Annotated in this window: 14 protein-coding genes; 9 read left to right on the plus strand and 5 right to left on the minus strand. The window is 55.3% G+C overall.

Annotation, left to right across the window (positions count from 1 at the left end; translation table 11 throughout):
- Window positions 1-65: 65 nt before the first annotated feature.
- Window positions 66-740 carry a DNA-directed RNA polymerase subunit epsilon gene (locus HZR14_RS13395; RefSeq protein ID WP_255479279.1) on the minus strand — a complete coding sequence of 225 codons (675 nt, stop codon included), beginning with the start codon at window positions 738-740 and terminating at the stop codon, window positions 66-68.
- A gap of 415 nt (window positions 741-1,155) precedes the next feature.
- On the opposite strand from HZR14_RS13395, the gene HZR14_RS13400 reads away from it, so the two are divergent.
- Window positions 1,156-1,437 carry a hypothetical protein gene (locus HZR14_RS13400; protein WP_181693382.1) on the plus strand — a complete coding sequence of 94 codons (282 nt, stop codon included), beginning with the start codon at window positions 1,156-1,158 and terminating at the stop codon, window positions 1,435-1,437.
- A gap of 132 nt (window positions 1,438-1,569) precedes the next feature.
- On the opposite strand, the gene HZR14_RS13405 is transcribed toward HZR14_RS13400, so the two are convergent.
- Both HZR14_RS13405 and HZR14_RS13410 read right to left on the minus strand, forming a co-directional pair.
- Window positions 1,570-3,699 carry a DUF262 domain-containing protein gene (locus HZR14_RS13405; protein ID WP_220132576.1) on the minus strand — a complete coding sequence of 710 codons (2,130 nt, stop codon included), beginning with the start codon at window positions 3,697-3,699 and terminating at the stop codon, window positions 1,570-1,572.
- Between the two features lie 218 nt (window positions 3,700-3,917).
- A complete protein-coding gene (locus tag HZR14_RS13410; RefSeq protein ID WP_181693383.1) occupies window positions 3,918-4,727 on the minus strand; it encodes a hypothetical protein in 810 nt (269 codons plus the stop codon).
- Window positions 4,728-5,806: 1,079 nt separating this feature from the next.
- Between HZR14_RS13410 and HZR14_RS13415 the strand changes: the two genes are divergently transcribed.
- The 5 genes from HZR14_RS13415 to HZR14_RS13435 all read left to right on the plus strand — a co-directional run bounded on the left by HZR14_RS13415 (window position 5,807) and on the right by HZR14_RS13435 (window position 13,682).
- On the plus strand, window positions 5,807-7,324 hold the full coding sequence (locus tag HZR14_RS13415) for a metallophosphoesterase family protein (RefSeq protein ID WP_181693384.1): 1,518 nt from the start codon (window positions 5,807-5,809) through the stop codon (window positions 7,322-7,324).
- Window positions 7,321-10,032, plus strand: a complete 2,712-nt coding sequence (locus HZR14_RS13420) for an AAA family ATPase (RefSeq protein ID WP_181693385.1) — start codon at window positions 7,321-7,323, stop codon at window positions 10,030-10,032. The genes HZR14_RS13415 and HZR14_RS13420 overlap by 4 nt, the downstream gene beginning before the upstream one ends.
- Window positions 10,032-11,297: a DNA double-strand break repair nuclease NurA gene (locus tag HZR14_RS13425; protein ID WP_181693386.1), complete on the plus strand. Its 1,266-nt coding sequence runs from the start codon at window positions 10,032-10,034 to the stop codon at window positions 11,295-11,297. Before HZR14_RS13420 ends, HZR14_RS13425 begins: the two co-directional genes overlap by 1 nt.
- 76 nt (window positions 11,298-11,373) lie before the next feature.
- Window positions 11,374-12,039, plus strand: a complete 666-nt coding sequence (locus HZR14_RS13430; protein WP_220132577.1) for a DUF8166 family protein — start codon at window positions 11,374-11,376, stop codon at window positions 12,037-12,039.
- On the plus strand, window positions 12,039-13,682 hold the full coding sequence (locus tag HZR14_RS13435) for an ATP-binding protein (protein ID WP_181693387.1): 1,644 nt from the start codon (window positions 12,039-12,041) through the stop codon (window positions 13,680-13,682). The genes HZR14_RS13430 and HZR14_RS13435 overlap by 1 nt, the downstream gene beginning before the upstream one ends.
- 234 nt (window positions 13,683-13,916) lie before the next feature.
- Here the strand turns inward: HZR14_RS13435 and HZR14_RS13440 are convergent, their stop codons facing one another.
- Window positions 13,917-14,705: an NAD(P)-binding domain-containing protein gene (locus tag HZR14_RS13440; RefSeq protein ID WP_181693388.1), complete on the minus strand. Its 789-nt coding sequence runs from the start codon at window positions 14,703-14,705 to the stop codon at window positions 13,917-13,919.
- A 218-nt stretch (window positions 14,706-14,923) separates the two neighbouring features.
- Here HZR14_RS13440 and HZR14_RS13445 point away from each other — a divergent pair, with 218 nt between their 5' ends.
- Window positions 14,924-15,283 carry a winged helix-turn-helix transcriptional regulator gene (locus tag HZR14_RS13445; RefSeq protein WP_181693389.1) on the plus strand — a complete coding sequence of 120 codons (360 nt, stop codon included), beginning with the start codon at window positions 14,924-14,926 and terminating at the stop codon, window positions 15,281-15,283.
- Window positions 15,284-15,459: 176 nt separating this feature from the next.
- On the opposite strand, the gene HZR14_RS13450 is transcribed toward HZR14_RS13445, so the two are convergent.
- Window positions 15,460-17,733, minus strand: coding sequence for a phospholipase D-like domain-containing protein (locus HZR14_RS13450; protein WP_181693390.1), 2,274 nt, complete (start codon window positions 17,731-17,733; stop codon window positions 15,460-15,462).
- 1,043 nt (window positions 17,734-18,776) lie between these two features.
- Between HZR14_RS13450 and HZR14_RS13455 the strand changes: the two genes are divergently transcribed.
- Entirely contained in the window at window positions 18,777-20,693 is a 1,917-nt protein-coding gene (locus tag HZR14_RS13455; RefSeq protein ID WP_370464991.1) for an Eco57I restriction-modification methylase domain-containing protein, read from the plus strand.
- A 42-nt stretch (window positions 20,694-20,735) separates the two neighbouring features.
- Window positions 20,736-21,149: a hypothetical protein gene (locus HZR14_RS13460; RefSeq protein WP_181693391.1), complete on the plus strand. Its 414-nt coding sequence runs from the start codon at window positions 20,736-20,738 to the stop codon at window positions 21,147-21,149.
- The last annotated feature ends 295 nt before the right edge of the window (window positions 21,150-21,444 follow it).

A 21,444-nucleotide genomic window follows, 5' to 3' on the forward strand; every position in this document is an offset into this window, starting at 1 on the left:
GTAGTGAGAATACTAGCTCTGTATATAATGTCTGAAATACATATATCGGCAGGAAATGAGGGGTATTACCCTTTGTCGACCTCCATACTAGTGTCGGTCGCGGCGTCTGATTCGGCTCGCCCGTCGGGGCTGAAAAACGCCTCTTTTTTGAGTTCACGTTTGACGAGTTGGGAGACACTGTATAGATCCGCTTTCGAGACGTCCTGTTGATCCAGAATTTCCCGGTAGTCGGGATCGTCAAGCATCCGTGTCGGTAGATCATCCTCATCGAGATCCGACAGGGCATCGTCAGGGAATCGCCGGGAACGATCCCACTCGACAACCACTTTGATCGTTGCCAGCGCGACTTTTCCGAGCCGTTTCTGCCGACCAAACCGATCCAAATTCATCGTCGCCATCGCAGCGACTGCCCTACGTTGCTGGTGAGACGGGAGATCAAGAGTAGAGCAGAACGACTCAGTAACACGCACTTTGTCACGAGCTGCTTCCCGAGCACTGTGGTTGCCGTCGGAACGATGCCGGCCTTCGTTGTGCCGGATAAGTTTCGTTACATCTCCGCCAGCGCTTCCGATCCCGACACGCGTGTCACCGAACGCATCGTACCCGCTCGTGTACGTATCAGGTGAATGATCGCGTTCTTGTTGACGGGAAGGTTTCTGCTCTGGAGTTTCATCAGCAAGATATTGGTCAGTCTCCTTTGACTGGTCCTCGTCTTCCTCTTCGTTTGTTCTCTCACGCACAACTGACTCCCAAGTGCTGAAAATACGATTATCAGCTGTCCATTTAGTTCTTGACCTGATGAGAAATCATTCATTAGCTGACAATCCTTCAGCTGTGCTTCTTCGTACTTGCCCGACATTTATCTTAGTCAGAGAACCCCGCTGCTTGACTATCCTCGTGTGGGATCTCTACAGCGATTCCGGAATTTCCATTGTTGATCACTCTGCTCTGTAGAGCGTCCCACGCAGATACGGGGGCTATAATACTAAGTCAACTGTTCTGCCGTATCAAGGCCTTTAACAGACGAATTCGATATTTCACGTGTCTTCTCAACTGTCGTCGAGATCGTTTGGAACCAGTTGTTCTCGTTCTGGAACGCCTGTGAGCCAAGGTTTTTTAAATTGGGTAGAGTCTCAACCTGTTCGGGTCGAACCAATGCAACAAACAAACGCAAGCGTTCGAGTACAGAAACTCGACGAAGCAAAAGACATCATCGTAGAGTTAGAAGAACAGAAAGGAATGGAATTAGGCGGACCGCGAGGTGCGTTGTTCCGTGCTGCTAGCACTGTGGATTCCGGGCAGGCCTACATAGGGCATATGGAGAAGGCGATGGGACAAACAGCGGGGCTGGCTATCGAAGGCGGGTACGACTATGTCGCGTCAGAAGCTGCTCAGATCCTCCGAGATCTCCAAGCAAGCCAGGCGAACGACGACTAAGCGGTCGGTTCATTTACAGGCGATTGGCTGGGGCAGAATAAATCTTCGACACGCGTGATAATCCATCACATCGATCACGGGCACAAGGAAAACGCGGAGTGCGAGGTTTAGACGGATCGCAGAAACCGGGCGTTAGGTGGGGACCTCCACGGTAAGCGCCTCGTCAGTGGGTGACCAGGTATGCTTGTTCTGCTCGGCGAGACCAACGTTCTGGAGGCGACTCAGAATCGAACCCACCTCGTTTCGCTCTGTACCGTTCGAATTTGGTTCTTTAAACGGTGAATTCGGGAGTTCGCACACATCTCCGTGGATGACACGACGAACCGCGCCGCCGGTGTTCTGGCGGAGTGCCTTGAGGACGAACTGTTCCTCCGTCGTAAGCCGGTCAACGGCGTCTGCAGGTTCTTCAACGCTGCCAAGACGTGTCTCAGGGGTCGCCCACTCTTTGAGAACAAACTCGATTATCGCCTCTTCGCGGTCCTCGATATTTTCGACGGACCACTCGTCGTAGTTGTCCTGGATGTCCCACTGAACCCAGAGCTTCGACTCTACGTACCCGTCGTCGCGCTTTGTCTCGAACGCAGCATTTCCCCACTTCGAGTTCCATGGTCTGCTCGCCAACGTGAGGTTACCGAGACGGTGGACATATGCATCATACCGAGCTTCAGGACTCGGATAGTCGTCGGCATCCTCAATTGGGAGTTCGTCAGGACTCTGTGGCCAGATGTGTTCGACCGTGTATTCGTTGCTCATTGCTTCCGAGAGCGTTGGCCCCCCACGCTCACCCTTCTCATCAGCCCGATGTTCGTTGTAGAAGTAGAAGAGGTACCGGAGATCCTGTGAGCTTGCTTTCGAGTATAGGTCAGAAGCGGACAATGACCGCCGGAACTGAGAGTCGTCCTCGTATCGATTCATCAGGGAGACGACTTTGCTCACCCAGACATCCGCAGGGCTATCCTTGCTGAGGTTCCGTGTACGGACGTAGAGGCTGGACTCGCCAGTGTGGCTTCGATGGTTCCCAATAGAGTAGACGCGGAAGATGTACGTCTCAATCGCGTTCAGAAGCTCTAGTCTCCCGTCCTCATCGAGATTCGGCCACGCTTTGAGGAGCAACGGGTAGAACTTCGTCGCATGACGCAGGCGATGAATCCGATGAATGAGGGTCGAAACTTCGTCGTCGCCGGTACAGTCAAGAACTTTTGCTAACGCGTCGAACCCGCGCTCCAAGCTGTTGGTGTAGTCGCGGATGTATTCCAAGCACGCGTGGGGGTCCTCCCTTCGGAGCGTGCGGACGTGTTCTTTCAGTTCGGTGAGGAAGGCCGGATCGCTGTACTCGTCGGAGTTTGACCAGTCGAAGTACGAGATGAAGTGGTAGCGTTGGACCGCATCGTCGCTGATGTCGGTGACGTACGGGGACTCCAGCATCGTCTGGTGGTCATTATACATTTCCCCGAAGGACTGCCGAATGCGGCGAATAGTCGCTTGGGCCTCACCTTCGTCGTCCGCGGCGAGGTAGGCCATCCGCATCAGGAAAGACTTCGTTTTGTCGAACGTTGAGAGAGACCGGCCGCGATCGTTGACGCTGTCGAAGATGAGTGTTGCCTTCTCGGGGTTGGCTGCGTCAACGACGTACACCATTAGTTCGAGTTCGAGAATGGTCTCCCACAGTTGCTTGAGCTCGGTGGCGACATCTACGGGATTAACATCAGGGGACGCAGTAAGATCATCGAGTTGCTCGTCGAAGTATTCCTTCGCCTCGATCATCTTCCGCTGTGACGGGCGCTCCGGTTCGTGAACGTCGTGCCCGGTAAGCAACCATTCGAGGTACTTGTTGTCCTCCTCGTCAAGTAATTGGAGCTGGTAGATGTTGTCCTCAACGAGAAGCGTTTCACGCATCTCTTCGACGTCACCGAGTATCTCGGCCTCGTGATCCGTTTCCGGAGCGATATCCTCCAGACACTCCGTCATCGAGCGCACCAGCAGCGCAAGCGAGGTGATGCGCTGTTGGCCATCGATGAGGAGGTTGATCGGTTTCTCTCTGGAAGAGCCGTATCCACCAGTACTCCCGCCGCTTTCCGTTTCGTCCGTCTTCTGGATGATGATCGTCCCGAAGTAGTGCTGTTTGTCCGGAGGTAGCGTGTAGAGGTCAGTCCAGAGATCGTCCCACTCCGGCCCGGTCCACGAGTAGTACCGCTGGTACTCCGGAACGTGGAACACCCCTGCTGTCGTCAGTTCTTCTAACGATTTCTTTCCCGATTCCATACGGTCGTGTGTTCAACGGAGGGAGAAAGTTCCCAGGGTGATATCCACTCCAAGAACGTCCTCGGTCGGCCATCCAAAGTTCTATATGCTGGCGTATAGTATCTAGGGATGAGCGCAGAGGTGCTGCGTGGAGCCTGTGTGACCATGGCCCGCAAGCCTGGCGGCGCAAGCCAATAGGCGTTGAAGACGGACGTGGGCACAGGAAACGCACCTGATTTCTACACTTCAGAGAGACGGGTAGCGAGTTCTTCGTAGCCTTCTCTTCGGGCATACTGGACAATTGCCCGGACAGAGGTTTCGAACTGAACTGGTTCGCCGCCGCCCATCACACCCTCGAACCAACAGCTCATCCGAGTTGGAACGGTTTCGGCCCTTCGTTGCTCAATTGGCTCTGTGTACACAGGAGAGGAGGAATTCACTATCTCATTGTATGCGGGTCCCCAAAGATGGTTGAATTCCTCTTTGGTTACTGGGGCAGGTGGCGTCACCTCAGAGCAATGGCGGGGATGGTCGATCTGGTATGCAAGATGACTCGCACAGAGGTCGGCAAGAAGGGAGGTGGGATAATACAGTTCTGACTGGATACAGGTAGCCATCGGCGGGCAACGACCTGAGATCCCCGTGATTGCGCGTCCAAACCGTTCTGCCTTGTCCTCGTTACCGTCAAGAATTACGAGCGAATCTCCGACTCCTACCTGTTCAGCGAGAACAGCAGATTGGACTGCTTCAATACGTTCCGGGTCAGACCCGTCCCGACCGAGATGAGCAGTCGCGTTCAGATACTGACTGTTATCCTGAACAACCGTCTCGAAGAACCCAACGCTGTCTTCGTACGCCAAGTCGTGCGATTTGTCTCGGAACGGGAAGAACGGATATCCCTCGGCCGCGGCATAAATGCTGTCCAGAATCGCCAGCTCATCGGTACGATCCACACTCACGGCGACGGTGATCGTGATGTCACCGATGGTACTCGCATCGATTGCGATGGATCGTTCGTAGGCAGCTTCGCCGGTACGAAATGGACGCACAGATCACTCGAATCCACTCTGTGCTGTTTCTTGAGCGTTCCGTTTGGTGATCGTGACACGATTATCATAGCTCGTCAATTCTTCCGTAATCGTGAAACTCGGGAGATGGTGAGCAAGCTTCCAATTAGTACTTGGACGCCCTCATCATCTTCCGAGTCCGATATGCCTAGTAATCGAGCAGTATACCAGTTAACGCCAGAAGACACAATTCACACCAATTATACGTCAGCTATAGTTTCTGTCGCTCGCAGGTCTCCGTCCGCAGTTGGCGTCAGTTTACCTTTCAGTGTGAGTTTTCGAAGACTCTCACGAACAGTCTCCGGGTTCTCGTCGGTAGCGTCAGCCACATCCGAAACAATAGTCCACGGTTTTGCTGGATCCTCTTGTACACGCTGAATCAGCCGATCCGCGAGTTCTTCATCGACATCTGAACCCCGGCTCACGTAGGACGGTGACATCGTGTTTGAGATTATACTCGCGCCAAGTATAAATCTGGATGCGCTATGCGGAAATCGGTCCTCGGGAAATCCGAGTTAGATGTTACAGTGAACGCGGAGATCCTTGTCGTTCGGGTTGTACGCTGGTCGATTTCCTTGGAATGTTTCGTCAGTGAGGTTTAGATCTCCGATCTTTGTGACGGTGAAGAGTCGCCAGAATGGGATACTGCGTGAGTTGCTTCCTCCTGCGACTTGATACCCTCTTACTGATTCTTTGCCGCGTTTGCTGGTGCCGTGACAGTACGGTTCGACTTTTCGGTGGTGACCATCGTAGTGAAATTCGATTACGCGGTTTTCCTGGATTGCTTGGCAGATCTTGGAGGTCATACGTCCATTTAGCTATTACAGCGACGATTCGTATGAAGGCGAGCCATCCAAAGTGAAAGTAGAGAGCTTAGAGACTCCGACATTTTGATTTCTGAACACCTGTATGGATAACTATGCTGTATATCGTCTTTGATCCACTTTCACCCTGGTTGACTGATGTTTAATAGTCGTCCGGTTACACGTAGTCACATACTTTCAGGCCCGTGATTTGGTAGCACGCTCGGCTGAACAAGTACCCTCCACGATACACTGATAATGTTGACACTCACGCACATCGCTGATACGCACCTTGGCCATCGACAATACGGGTTGAAACAACGCGAGGACGACATGGTATCGACCACGCGTGCTGCGTTCCGAGAGATGATTGAGGAGCGCGGGACGGATGCGATTCTGTTACCGGGTGACCTGTTCCACTCGCGGGATTTGCGGCCGAAGATTCTGCATCAGATTGAACAGGAACTCGAACGGATTCCTGATGAGGTGCCGGTGTTAGTCTCGCGGGGCAATCACGACGAGAACCTGACGCCGCGTGATGTGACGTGGTTGAATTACCTGCATCAGCGCGGACACATCGTGTTTTTGCAGGCCGAACTGAATGCGGATCCCGAGACAGCGTGGCTCAACCCGTACGATCCGGAGGAACCGGGGCAGTCTGCAGGGTTTTATGATATTGATGTCGCGGACGTAGACGGGCCGATTCGCGTGTTCGGCCTGCAGTGGCGCGGTGCGAAGACAGACCAGGCGCTCCAGCAGGTGGCGAAGGGGATCAAGGAGACGAATGAGATGCATGGGGAACCGGCGTGGACTGTGTTGCTGGCGCATTTCGGGATGGAAGATGAGGTGCCGACGCTCGGCGGGACAGTAACCCACGGCGAACTGCGGGACGTGAAAGAGGTGGTGGATTACCTGGCGCTTGGGCACATTCACAAGCGGTACGAGTCGGGCGAGTGGATATACAATCCTGGGTCACCGGAAGCGCATAACACGCGGGAAGGGCGACCGGAGTGGGAGCACGGCTACTACTCGGTCGCGCTTGACGTCGGAGGCTCCGGGGATGGTGGTGACGCGGTTGGGTTCGACGTGGAGCATCATCCGACGAAGCGACGGCCGTACTACCGGATTGAATTCGACGTGACGGCGCATGAGTCACCCGGCGATCTCGAAACCGCGTTTCAGGAGCACGTTCGGGATGAGCAGGCTGCGATGACAGAGTACTGCAGTCAAGACGAGTTCACGGCACAAGGCGAGCCGCGAGAACCGATTATCGATCTTCGGTTCACGGGGACATTGCAGTTTAGCCGTGGGGATTTCCGAACGGATGAACTTGCGGCGTGGGTAGAAGACACGTGCGACGCATTGTACGTGCAGGTGAATACGGGGATTCGGACGGCGAACGTGCAGCAACTTCTCTCGGAGATTGACGAGGACGAGGTGTTCAAAGATGGGCAGCTGAACACGGCTGCGTTAGAACACCGTGTCTTCGAGACGATTGCGAAGGAATCGATCTACGATGATCATGCAGGCGATGTCGCTGAGGTGTTAGGGACCGCTCATCAGATGGCGCAGGCTGACGAAGCCGTCGAGGATATTCGTGACTCGGTGAGTTCGGCGCGGCAGGAGTTGTTCCCGGACTTGGCGGACGACGTGGTGCTGGATATCGAGGAAGACCCGTTCGCCGATGCCGAAACGGACGATGAGGCGTCCGGTGACACGACGGGCGGCGACGAAGCAGACGTCGAGACGGAGGCAGGAGAGGTGGTAGAACAATGAGAATCACGGAAGTTGCGTTGGAAGACATCAAGTCGTACGAGGATCGGACTGTCGTGCCGATCGAAGGCGGCGTGACGGCGATTCTCGGTGAGAATGGCGCGGGGAAATCGACGATTCAGGAGGCCATCGGTTTCGCGTTGTTTGACTCGCTCCCGTTCAACAACAAGGAGTTCGTGCGGGAAGGCGCGAGTTCGGGAACTGTCGAAGTTACGTTCGAGCAGGACACGCCAGGTGGGACGGAACGGTACCGAGTTGTTCGGTCGGTCGGCCGGTCGAAGTACGGCGTGCACCGGTATGATCCCGATGCTGACGAGTGGATCGATCAGGATATCGATTCGAAGAAACAGTTGGTGGAGTGGTTGTGCGTACGCTTCGATGTTGAGGATGGAGATGAACTTAGCAGTCTCTGGAGTTCCAGCATTGGGGTACCCCAAACGCGATTCCTGTCGGACTTCTCGCAGACGCCTCGGAATCGCACGGCGACGTTCGATGCGCTCCTGAATCTGGACGCGTATGAGGAGTCGTGGGAGACGCTCAAGGACGTGCCGGACGCGATCAAGAGTCAGCAGCAGGATCTCCGCAGGGACATTGATACGCTCACCGGCGAGGTACAGGGGCTGCCGGATGAGCGAGCGGAAGCAGAGTCATTGGCTGATGACGTTGCGACAATTGAAGCGCAAATCGAACGGAAAAGCAGCGAGCTGTCGGAGAAAGAAGAAGAGTACGAAGAGTTGGAAGCTGTTGAAGCTGAAATCGACCGCCTTGACAAGGAAGCTGACTCGCTGGAAGGGGAGATCGATTCGACTAAAGACAGTTTAGAGACGGCGAAGAAGGAACTCGCGGCTGCCGAAGAGGCACAGGAGAAGTGCGAGGCGAACCGTGAGGGATACAGCCGGTACAAGGAAGCGCGCGAACAACAGGACGAGTTAGAGGAACAGAAGACCGAACGGGACGCTCTTGTTGAGGATCGAGACGAACAGGAAGATACGATCCAGGCGATCGAATTCGAGGTCGAACAGCTGGAAGAGGACTTGGAAGAACTGGAGGCTGCTCGGGAGACGTTGGAGGCGCGTGAAGCGGAGAAGGAGCGGTACGAGGAACTCGATGACCGTATTGAATCGCTGAAAGACCGCGAAGACGACGTGGAGGCGTTAGAGCAGGAAATCGAGCAGTTGACCGAGGAGATCGAATCGAAGGAGAGCGAGATCGAGGCGAAAGAGGAGACGATTGCGGAGATAGAGGACGAGTGGGAAGCGACGACGGATCCGGAAGCGCTCTCCGATGAGATCAACGACCGGGAGGCGAGCCGGAAGCAGCTGGCGAGCGAGCGGGAGCGGCTTGAAGAACAGCTGGACAGGTTGCGTGACGCGGATGCTGATGCGCCGTGCCCGACGTGTGACCGCCCGTTAGACGAGGATCACCGGTCGAAGACGATCGAACAGCGTGAAACCCGGATTGAGGAAATCGAGACGGAACGTGAAGAACTCGCCGAAGAACTTGATGCATTACGTGAGCGGCGTGACACCGCGAGAGAGGTCAAGCAACGCGTTGATAAGATCCCTGTTTATCGGGAGAAAATCGAATCGTTGGAAGGTGAGATCGAAGACCTACGCGCCGATAAGGAAGCGTGGGAAGCGGAGTTAGCGGACTTGGAAGACGAATTGGCGGAGCTCCCGGATCTCGAAACCGAGCGAGACGACTTGGAGGAGGCGTACGACGAGTACCAGACTGCTGAATTCCGAGTGAAGGAGCATGCTGATGTCCCTGATGAGTTGGAGGCAAAACGGGCGGAACTAGAGGAAGAACAGTCGGCGCTGGCGGAGATCGAAGACGAGTTAGAGCAGTTCGAGGGCTTGGATGAGGAGTTGGAGGAAGTCCAGGAAACGCTGGAAGAGACGGAGTCGGCACATCAGACGTATATCAAGCACGAGCAGCAAGCGTCGCAAGTGGAGGAGCGGCAGGAGAGAGTCAAAGACCTGGAGAGCGAGCTTGCAGACCTCGAAACGAATCTCGAAGAGACGGAGGCAGAACTGGAGGAGACGAAAGCGTCGTTCGATGAAGAGCGATTCGAGACGCTGGAGTCAGACATCGAGGACCTCAGGGAGGAACTGGCAGGTGATCGGCGGTCATTAGAGCATAAGGAGGAGAACCTGGAGGTGGTTCGTGAAACGATCGAGGAGTTAGAGGAGAAGCTAGAGGAGCGCCAGGAGAAACTCCAGCAGGTGAAGGAACTGAAAGCGGACCAGCAGTTCGCCGATTGGGTGCGGGAGAACGTCCGTGAGGCCGGGCCGAAGATGCGGGAGATCATCACCGACCGGATTGGGTCCCGGGCGAATGAGTTGTTCCGGTCGATTCGCGGCGCGTCAGCTGAGACCCTGGAGTGGACGAGCGACTACGAAATCGTCGTGCACGATGCGGATGTCCGGAAGTCGTTTTCGACCCTGAGTGGAGGGGAGAAGATGGCAGCTGCACTTGCGGTGCGACTGGCGATTCTTGAACAGTTAGCGTCTGTGGGGATCGCGTTCTTGGACGAACCGACGGCGAACCTTGACCGGCAAAAGAAGCGGAATCTCGTCACTCAGCTCAAACAGCTGGATAGCTTCGAGCAACTCACGGTCATTAGTCACGACCAGACGTTCGATTCGATGACGGACTACACGATCACCATCGAGAAAGACCGGCAGACGTCGGAGGTGTCGGTCAATTAATGCCGATCGATAAACGCGGTGTCGCGTCTGAATTGGAGGCGAACGTTGACACGATTAAGACGTATCTCGAAGACGATACGGGGATCGTGGAGCGGTATCAGGAGGCGTTTCAACGGTTGCCCGATGAGTGGACGAGTGCTGAGATTCGAGCCTCGCTTCAGGACGCGTCATACCCGGGGGCGTATCCGACAGACGAGTTTGATGACGTGGACAGCATCATCGTTCCGTACCCGGAGAGTGACGGGTGGGAGAATCACGAGCAGGTCAACGAGTGGGCGCGCGAGATTATTCATGACGTGCCGGTGATGGCTGTCGATGGGTCACAGCTCCCGCCGACAACGCAATTCAACGTCCCGCTCGCGTACGTCCAAGCGGCATGGGCAGTCAACCACCATCACGCCGAGGGACGGCTTGACCGTGGCGTCGAAGGACGACTCTTGACGCCTGACGAGGTCACACAAGAATCAGAGGACGGAGACTACCGGTTCGTTGATTCCCAACTCGTTGGACATCACCGGTTCGAACACGAAGGACAGCTACTCATCAACCAGCTCTCGGAGTTAGCTGACGCGCGTGATGCAGGTGATATCGATCAGACGCCGGTCGTGTTCTATGACGGGCCGTTGATCGCGTCATTTGCGAATCCGCTAAAGCCAGAGACCCGAGAGCGGTACATCTCGACGCTGAGTCGAGTTATTGCAGCGAGTCAGCACCACGAAATCCCGCTGGTCGGGTACGTTGCCGGGTCGAGCGCCACTGAGCTCGTGAAGATGACGCGGCTCCTGTTACGCGAAGAATTCGGGACGGATCGCGTCATTCCGGATGCGCACGTCCTGACGGAGCTGATGAGTCCGTGGGGTGACACGACAATCCCGTTCATCTCGAAACGCGATGGGAGTATCGACGCGTTGCAGGCAACGTACAACGGGGAAGCGTACGAATTCCGCGATGACATCTTGTTCTCGTACTTGAACGTGCCGCCAGGCGCTGGACTCGACCGAATCGAATTCCCCGGGTGGCTGTGCCGCAGTAACGGTCCCGACGGGTACGATTCGATGTACGAGTACACCGTCGACATTGTGCGGGCAGAAGCAGGCATCGGACGTGGCTATCCTGAAATCCTGCAACAGGCCGACAGCGACGCTGTGTTAGACCATCAGGACCGACAACAGTTCCAGCGCGTCGTCCAACGCTGGGCTGAATCGAACGACGTACCGCTGGAATGGGACGCCAAAGCACTAAGCAAGGAACTTCGACGACGATGATTCACCACCACCACACCCCACACGTACCAGCCGGATGCAGCGCTCGACGACCAGACAACAGTACGGAGACGAAGCTATGACAGACGCACTAGCTGACGGAGACAGTCCGGATCTCGATTCGTGCGTTCGGATTGGCAGCATCGTGTCCTCGAACAGCCACCTGGATTACGTCGCCGAGGTGTACAAGGAACGAGACTGTGATCGTCCACCGGAACTGCACGAGCGCGAATTCGGGCAACCCGTCTTCATCAAGAAAACCGTCAACGGGACCGAGCACGCAGTCATGGGCGTGATTTATGACACGCAGTTAGTCGATCCTGACCAGGGGCGAACCGGGCCGCGATTAGCGCAGGACGACCAGGCCCAATTCACGCCGGGATACATCGAAGAGCGTACCACGCTCGCTGGCGTGGCGCTTCTCGGTACCGCAGAAATCGCCGAAGACGGGGCAATACAGGAGCCAACCCATCAAATGCCGCGGTGGACGTTAGAAGTCGAGGATACCGTCTTCCACTGTCCGGATCAGGTCACGGTTTCCTTCCATACCGTCGACGATCAGATTCAGTTGGCGTACATGGATCGACTCTTGGATATTGCTGGTGACCTCGGGTCGGAGGTCATCGTCGCACTGATTGACCGGTTACGAGGGATGCTGCCGGAAGACGATCCAAATCAGCGAGTACTAGACGTGGTGGAACAGAACGTGCAGTGGCAAGCGCGTGAACAGCGAGGGATGGTCTGATGGCTGATCGATCAGACGTGGTCGGAACCGTCGCTGGACCGGGTGACGATCCGAACGAATTCGTGTTCGTGACTCCGTCGGACAAGTCGATCAAGACGGGTGAGTTCATCACGTACACTGTCCCGGTTGAAGATGAGCCACGATCGGTGTTCGCTCGCGTGACGAACCGGGAACTGATTCGGGGGCTTCCTGAAGGGTTCCTTGCGGATCCGGAGGTCGGGCCGGAGACAGTTGCGGCAACGCTCGGTGTGCCGACTGATGACACTGAGTTGTACCGGTTGACAGCAACGGTCATCGGGTACTACGACACGAACATGACGACGTTCGCTAATCCTCGCCAGCTGCCTGACCCGGGTACGCCACTGTCGATTGCACCACACCAGCAACTCGAAACCGTGTTGCCGAACCTCGGCTGTGAAACTGACAGCACGGATGTCACAACACTTGACGGAGTCGCGCACATCGGCTGGCTGTTGAATCGACCGGCAGAGGCGACAAATCTACACATTCCGATCGAAGAATTCGCTTCGACACACCTAGCGATTCTCGCTTCAACGGGGAGCGGGAAATCCTACACTGCGTCGGTCTTGATCGAGGAGATGATGCGTCCGAGCTCGCGCGCATCACTGCTCGTGTTTGACCCACATGGTGAGTACGACACGCTGGCGGAAATGCAGGGTGAAGAGGCGTTCCAAGGTGCAGATGGGTATGAACCAAGTATCGAGTATTACGACCCGGAGCGCCTTCGAGTTCGCATCTCTGAACTTGAAATTGGTGACGTGATGGCGATCTTAGACAACCCGAGTAATCGGATGCAAGAGCGGCTGTCGACGGCGTGGCGCGCGATGCAGAGACAAGAGAGTCGGACGTGGGGTATAGACGAACTCATCGCCGAAATGGAGCGAATCTACGGCGATGATGACGCGAGTGTCGGCGCATTAGAGTGGCGGCTCCGCCGATCGATCGAGCGAAATGATCTCTTCCATCCGGAAGATAACGTTCCGCTGGGCGAGATTGTAGACCCGGGGCAGTGTACGGTACTCCAGATGGATACGTTGGATCGGTGGGACCAGCAACTCATCACGACCGTTCTTCTGCGGCGGATGTATCGAGAGCGACTTGATGACGTGCGGGACCGCGATTCGGATATCGAGCATCCGATTTTCGCCTTGTTCGAAGAGGGACATCGGTTTGCTCCAGCCTCCGGTGATGCGCCGTCGCTCGGAATTATGCGAACCATCACGTCTGAAGGCCGCAAGTTCGGATTTGGGCTCGGGATTATCAGTCAACGCCCGTCGAAAATTGACCAAGATGTTCTATCGCAGTGTGGGACACAAATTTCGATGCAGATTCAGAATCCGACCGACCAGGATGCAATCAAGAACTCTGTTGAAGCTGCGGGCGAAGACGTTCTCAGAGAATTACCTGGGTTGACACCTGGTCAAGCAGTCGTTTCTGGAGACGCGATGAACACGCCTGCGCTGATCCAAGTCCGTCGTCGCCACACCGAACACGGTGCTGGAAGTCGCCCAGTAATCGAAGAATGGCGCGAAGCCTACGAGGAACGCCAACGTGAGCCGACTGGATCAGAAGCAGCTGACTTCGGCGAGGGAGACTCAACTGGCGTTCAGAGCTTAGACTAAACAGGCTTGTTGAAATCCTCAACTAGTGATAGGTCTCAGCAGACGTGCTGCATACAGGGCGCGTATCTCGTACAGGAGAAGCGTCAGATTCAGTCAATACCAATCGGTCAATACAGGTGAAAGCGTTACCGGAGTAGCCATCCACCTGTCCGATCCCTCATATTCAGTTCATTGGCCAGTTCGGCTCTGGTGAATCCGTGACGGCATAGACTTCAACCGGAGAACTTGTGAGTCTTAACTAAAGGGGAATGACTTGAGATATTGACTGATGAGTTGTTCTGTCCCCCGACGAAGATGTTCCGAGAGAGACTCTTCACTCATGTCTAATTCAGTAGCTAGTTCTTGGATTGTGACTTCCTGCGAAGGGCTATAATAGCCGTTTTCATATGCAGCCACAGTCGCTTTGAGTGCCGCTAACCGTGTCCGTGCCTCACTCGCGGTCAGTGAGCCAGTATAGATCGGCGAACCCGGTTGTATGTGACGGCCTCCCTCAGTAAGGAGACCTGTATCCACAGGAGTGAAGCCAATATCTTCTATAAGACTCGAAACGACACGTTTCGCCTCATCATCATTTCCAGCGATAAATATCGCAAAACGATCATCCGGATCGGCATCAAGCCGTTGTCCGTCTCGGAGATTTTCCCAATAAATAGAATTGAATGCCTTGACCACTCTTGAGTCTTCGAGATGATCCGCAATGAGGTCTGTATGTGTCTCCGCTCCGTCGACTAGTCCATCACGCCCCGGATAATAATTGGAGGCACTGATAACGATCTTATCACTGAGAGTGTCCGCAGGGAGGGATTTGTATGCATTGAACGGAATCGCCTCCATGACAACTTCGCCGAAATCGGCTGTTTCAGAGACGGTCCCCGCATGAGCGTTGCTTCCCAGATCGTCAACGAGGTCGGAGAGTGTTTCTGGCCCCCGAGAATTGCTGATCATAACCTCGTGGCCTGCTTCAACGAAGTTCTGAGCGGCTGTACTTCCCACATTTCCTGCGCCAATCATTCCAATTTTCATCAATGGGCTCCTGTTCCAGCCTATGAGTGGGGACGTGAAAAGCTACCAAGTTAGGAGTCTGGTTGCTACTACCGAGGGTGGAAGTGAGGGAGTCTCCTTATCAATCCATACTCGTCTCAATTGAAACCTGAAGTACGTGGCTCGCTCCTCCTGTAGTATCCTCAACTGAGGATACTCCTCTTCGGAATATCTATTACTACGAATTTCGTAGTGATGCTATGAACGAGAGCAAAGGAAGTCAAGGGTCAAAACGGGGTGAAGGGGTTGATGAGAGTACGCTCTTCTCACTTCTTGGGAAGGCACATACCTTAGCAATCCTCAATGAAGTTGTCACTACAGACAAGCAGTCGATCCGTTTCGGCGGACTCCAAGATTCGCTCGAACTGTCGCCGAATACACTCTCTCGACGACTCGATGAACTTGTCGAAGTTGGGTTTCTTGAACGTACACAGTACGACGAAATTCCTCCACGAGTAGAATACGAAGAAACAGAAATGGTAAACGATCTCACGCCAGTTTTTCGAGGACTAGAGATATGGATGGAACGGCACGGATCAGAGCAACTTGAGTGTTCCTGAGAATCAGTAGTTCATAAAGCCGTTAACTGAAGCCGACTCAACACCATCAGTGAACGTGACTGTCGAGTCGATTCCAGTCGCTGACATACTTGAAACTGGGGAGTAAATCTGATCCGGGCTGACAGCGCTGAATCGACACGACGTGTTACGGGATTTCTGCTACGACATCGCCGAGACTAGTCCCCGAACAGTCGAGAAAAGAATCCACCGGAGTCGTCGGTATCCGACGCGTCTTCCGTGGTGGCTGATTGCTCGATGTCCGTGCCGGTTTCGGCCGCGCCGTTTAGGAGTTCGGTGACGGAGTACCCGATCCACTCGGCGAATTCCTCGGGTGCACCGATGTAGACGCTTGTGGACGATTTCTCGGACATGAATCGTTTAGGGAGGCGCTTCTCGTAGTCGTACACCTCGTACTCTTCGCGGTCGAAGTCAGCTGTGATGGCATTCGGCTCTGACTCGAACGTGACACGGCCGCCTTGAATATCCCGCTGCCACTTCAACCGCCCCGTGTCGTACGTCTTCTCGGCCGGCTCGTCAGCGGGGAAGTACTCGGGTTGCTCTCGACCGGCTTCGTCGTAGAATTCGCAGACAATACGGCGGACGTCTTCGATCGTGCCGTTCCCGTCGGTCCAGGGTTGTTCGGTGAGCATTCGGCGGGCCACGTAACTGAAGATCGGGTTCTGTCGTTCCAGCACCTCTGAGAGATCTTTCTGCGCTTCGCGGAAGCCCGGATCCTCCGGGTTGGAGGGGAAGGAGACGTCCATGCTCAGGATTTTCATTCGATTCCGGAACTCGGATTTCGGGAGCGCGTCGTTGGTCGTGAAGATGAGGCACGGCTGATTGACGCTGGTGGGTGTCCAGTCGCCCCAGTAGTTTCGGATCGGGCTCCACCGCTGGATCTTCTCTTTCTCCGCGTCGATGATGGCGTATGGGAAGCACGTGTCCCATTCGCGGACGCCGCGAACCTCTTTGACGCCGACGTCGTCTGCGTCCACACCGGAGATGACCGTGTTGTCGGAGACGAGTCGCAGGATGTATTCGGTGAGTTTGTCTTTCCCCGCGTCGCTTTTCCCTTCGATGTAGAGGTGCTGCAGGACGTTGTCCAGCGTCCGTGACGGTGACGACAATGCCTCGGCGTACTGGTTGGCGAACGGAGCCCAGAACCCGTAGAGGAACGCCTCGTACATCTGCGCCATCACTGCGGTCTCGGACTGCGTGTGGCCGTGATTCTGGACCGTCTCGATGTAGTCTTCGATGGTTTCGAGGCAGTGATCCAGAACTTCAGGGGTCGGCTCGTCAGTGGCGACAAGAATCATCTCGTCGTCCTCACCGATCACGACCTGCTCGGCTTCCGGAAGGACAGACATCGTCGGGATAGCCGTCGATTCCTTCACCTGATTGTTGTACGCGCTCAGCGGCGCGGTGATGCTGTGATCCTCGACGGTCGCGCCGCGGTCACGGAGCCCGGCCCCGAACTCGTCGGCAGTGTCCTTGTCTACCTTGCTGGTTCCCATTCGTATCTTCTCGTCGGGCGCACGGACACGCGGACGGTCGATCCCGTCCGTCAGCCCCGTTTCGTGATCCGATTCGACGAGCCCGACGTCCGGTGACTCGTCGTCGTCCGCAGTGTCGGTCGAATCGTCTTCGTCCGTTGGCTCGTCCGGCTCGACGACGTTGCGGTCGGCGTTTTCGGGTTCTTCGACGAACGCAACCGTCTCGTCTGCTTCCTCTGGGTCGTCGACAACGGCAGTGACCTGATCGGCGACATCTTTCAGGTCCTCAACCGCGTCCTGATTCAGGGCAGCAGTATCGCTCACGTCGAGATCGCCAGCACCAACCCAGTACTCGATGCGGTTCTCCCGCTCTTCCGGTGAATCGGCATCTTCCAGTGCCTCGACAAGCCCTTCAAGTAGCGTCTGGTCGCTGTACCCCTCACGGTACTCGTCGATGAATCGCTCGAACTCCTCGTCCAGTTCGGTCCCGACATCGGTCGTAATGACGGAGATCTGGTTCGTGTGGTACTCCCAGGAGTTCCGCGAGAGGTTGGCCGACCCTTGGACGAGCTTCACCGTGTCGTCCGGCATGACGATTCGGTAGATCTTCGAGTGGACTGTCTTCCGATTCTTCAACCGAATCGTGAGTCGATCGTCCTGTCGCAGTCGGACGAGCGACCTCGCTGTCGAGACTTCGTTCACCTGGTCGGCGTAGTCTTCGGCGTTCCCGATGAGTACGTCAAGTGAGCCGATGTCGTACTCGGTCAGCATCTTCACCATCAGGTCGGGTGTCTCCGCGTACGTCACGGCGTCCACATGACGAGCGCCTGCAAACAAATCGAGAAAGTCAGACCGCTCTTTCACCATCGCCAGGCGGTATTCCGCAGCACCGGATCCGTAGAACTCCGGCATATCCGCGAACCTGTCAAACGAGATATTCGCCGTCAGTTCGTCCATACACACAGCAGCGGTCTAACACGAATAAAACCGTACCGTGGAGCGGTAGTGGAGCATACGCTATAGACACTCAGAGAGACTCACTGCTCTTCCCTATTGAGAGACCCTTGACGATGATCACGATTGAACGGCAGTCCTTGCCTCTCACCCGATGGGCAAGAGCGGGACGACCAGAAAAACTTCATACCAGACGGCAAAATGATAGAATGGCCGTACACCACTACGGCCATCGAAATTCGGCGCACCACCGTCGGATTTCGTAGGTGAGGCCCCTGGTACCAGGGGAGTCACTCTCTCTTCGAAGGCTGAACGTCCCACCTGAGCGCCCAGCACTTGTCGACAGACACTTGTACATATCAATGTACGCAAAACGATCCTGAGATTAATCAACTGCTACACCGGGCGCAAACTGTAGTTCTACATTTTTCGTTGTCCGGATCGTGTCGAAGAGCGATTTCACGCGCGCCTGGTACCGCTCAGTTCTCGTTGTTCGTCGTCTAAGGACCTATGAACCTTCGCGGAAGATACCTCGGAATCGCCGCAGATGGGGCCTATGAAGCACGTCTACCGCGGTATCCGGTACAACCATAGCTACGCACTGGATAGGACGGTAACCCCTGAATGACTTACCCTTTTAAATCACCAAATCTTGAAACTGCATTACTCCGATGTCTCGCATTACTACACAGACAGAATCTGTCGGTCGATTACAACCGTCTACTGGTGATTGCTACAACTCTCAAGATCCCGAACGGGTCACAGTCACCCAGAATGCTAGTGTCGTGTCGCATATCACGCCTACCGGGACTGAGAAACCGAGCGACAGTACCTGGGAACCTGTTTCCTATCGATTCGACGAAAGCACGTATGAAGCCCTCGTAGAGAGACTCCGGACGGCAGCCGACGCTGTTATTACTGCCATCGACACTGAACTGCGCGAGTCACTACAGGACCAAGTTGTGGAATGGTGCGCACTTCACGGGTTTGACGCTCCTGACACGACACACACGCGAACGCTCCTCGCGCGACAAGCTGTTCTGAACGTGCTCCTCAAGACGACACTGTACGAGCGGCACCACCAGCAAGGCGACTTGCCATCGCTGCCGCCCAATACGCGAGAGGCACTCCGACGAGCGGCAAAGCAAACAGAGAATCCAGCGTTCCACGAGTACGTTCTTGATGAAATCGTCTGGCTCGCTAACGACACCGACCTCGAACCGATACTTGACGCTCGGGACTGGTTGCTGGAGTCGGGAGAGCCGGCTGAAACCATCGGGCGACTCTATGCAGATCTGATGTCGAACGATGACCGTCAGATACTCGGCCAGTTTCGAACGCCCCCGTACGTGGGATCGCTTATGCGGACGTGGGCAGCTGGTGACGATGATTGTGTGCTTGACCCTGGAATGGGGGCAGGTGTGCTGTCGAGTCCATTCGACCCGCAGTGGAGTGTAAGCACGGACCCAGCCCACGTTGACGGGATTGACCGGAGTCGTCTCTCGCACCTCATGGGCACGACTGCGTTGACGCTGTACGGGCAGGCGCACGACCCGCGTGCGACTGACTTTCTCGACCTCTCACCGGACGACTTGCGACGAGATGTCGACGCGATCATCTGCAATCCGCCGTACACGAGTGGTGACTCACTCCCCGCAGCGTACAAAGACCAAATCAACACGCAGATAGAGCAGTCCATCGAGAGCAAAATCAGCGCACGCTCACCGCTTCATGCGTATTTTATTTACCACGCACGGCAGTTCCTTTCTGCGGGCGATCGCGCGGTCTTCATTACACCGCAAAGCTTCCTCACGACGCGCTACGGAGAATCACTCAAGCAGTTCCTTCTGGAGATGTTCTCGATCAAAGCGTTCGTCCAATTTGATCCGGCTGGTGAACGAATATTTTCGGACGCTCACACGACAGCCCTCATCACGTTCTTGGAAGTAACACCTGAGAACGAATCAGCTGACGAAACGCGATTCATTCGCGTCGATGATTCAGTTGATGAGTACGAACTCCGCCATGCAGTCAACGACGGCGATCCGGGGAGTCCTGACTGGGGAAACATCAACTGCATCCAACAAACCCAGCTCGATCCGGGCAAGAACTGGGAAGCGTTGTTCAGCCCGATGGACATCGATACGAGAAATCTCACACGACTTGACGAGTTCGCCACCGTCCATCGTGGGAAGATGACCGGCGCAGCCGATTTCTTCTGCCTCTCACAGGCCGAGGTTGACGAACTCGAACTCGACACCCAGTACATTTCCCGGCTTATTCGGCAACCGAAACTCGTCGACGGGTACGATTTCCGTGACAAAGACTGGGAGACACTACGGGAGCGCGGGGAAGACGTGTGGCTGTTCGATCCTGACGCCATTCAAGAGATCCCGGAGTCGATCGACACATTCAGCGAGCAAGTGGACAGTGACTCATCGGTACTACCAGATGACGATTCCGGCACGGTAGCGAATCTACTCGCATATTTGCGTGACGGTGTTATTGAGTACGGTCTGTCAGGGACAGGTGCGCTCAAAAACCGTTCGTACTGGTACCGACCGAGGAGACAAGACTCGCCTCGGGTTCTGATTCAAAACGGGGGTCGAGACGGATTCACGTTCCTGTTGAATGAGACTGAGGCGCGAAACATCCACAATTTCGATGGATTCTACGACGTGACGGTGAACGAGACGGAACTGAAGGCGTTGCTCGCGTATCTGAACAGCGGTGTTGCCGAGTACATCGTTCGCAATTACACGCAGACCCTGCAAGGTGGCTTTGAAAAGCTGGGATCGGGGGCGATCAAACAACTGCCTGTAATCAATGTGACCGAAATAAATGATGAGATGACGACTGACCTTGCTGACCTGTTCGATACTCTGAGAGAGACCGCACGGCGCGACGGTGACTGTGAGTCAGTCATTAATCGCATCGATACGGTACTCCAGCAAACCCTGTGATTCGAAGCTCGGTTCTGATTCGCTGTCGGATCGCAGAGAGTGATGCTCACGAAGCTACAGGTAAGATCGGATCTGGTAGGGGAGATAACGCGGGGAAGGATTTTTGAGCACAACCACTCTGTCGACACTATGTTTCGCCGCTCCTTCCTCGCTGCTCTCTCGACAGTCTCGGCACTCCCAGTAATTCCCGACCAATTCGATCCAGCCCATCCGCCAAATCTTCCGCCAGAGGGTAGCCTCATGTTTTGGTTTCATTTCTCCTCCGCGATCGATCGGGATAGGCCGATGAGTACTGATCGGGCACGACGTATGACGGTGGATGAACTTGATCTCGACACTCTCGATGACGAAGAGGCTGTTCAGTTGTTGGAGTTAGCAAACGACGGCGTGTATGGGAAACACGATATGCCTGAACAGTGGCTGGGAGTTTTCGACGAACTGAGACGCGATTTCTGAGGCCAAAACCACTGCGCGCGCTGCCAGTTGTACAACAAACCACAGATTTATGTATCCAAACTGTCGATTAAATGTTGGCGAATCGCATGACACCGGCGACCCACATCACGCAGCGTGATGAAATCAGATCGGCCGAACAGGGGTTCCTTTATAAACGCCGTACCGCCGTCTGCCAAATGATGCCTGTCACGCAGAATGATGGGCGCTGCAGGTTGCAGCAACCCCGCTCGTTTGCACGGCCATGTGGGCGCGTTTGACCATCATTCTCGGTCGATGAATTCCCAGCGGCGGCTTC

This window comes from Natronomonas salinimetallica (assembly GCF_013839515.1).
Classification (GTDB): domain Archaea; phylum Halobacteriota; class Halobacteria; order Halobacteriales; family Haloarculaceae; genus Natronomonas.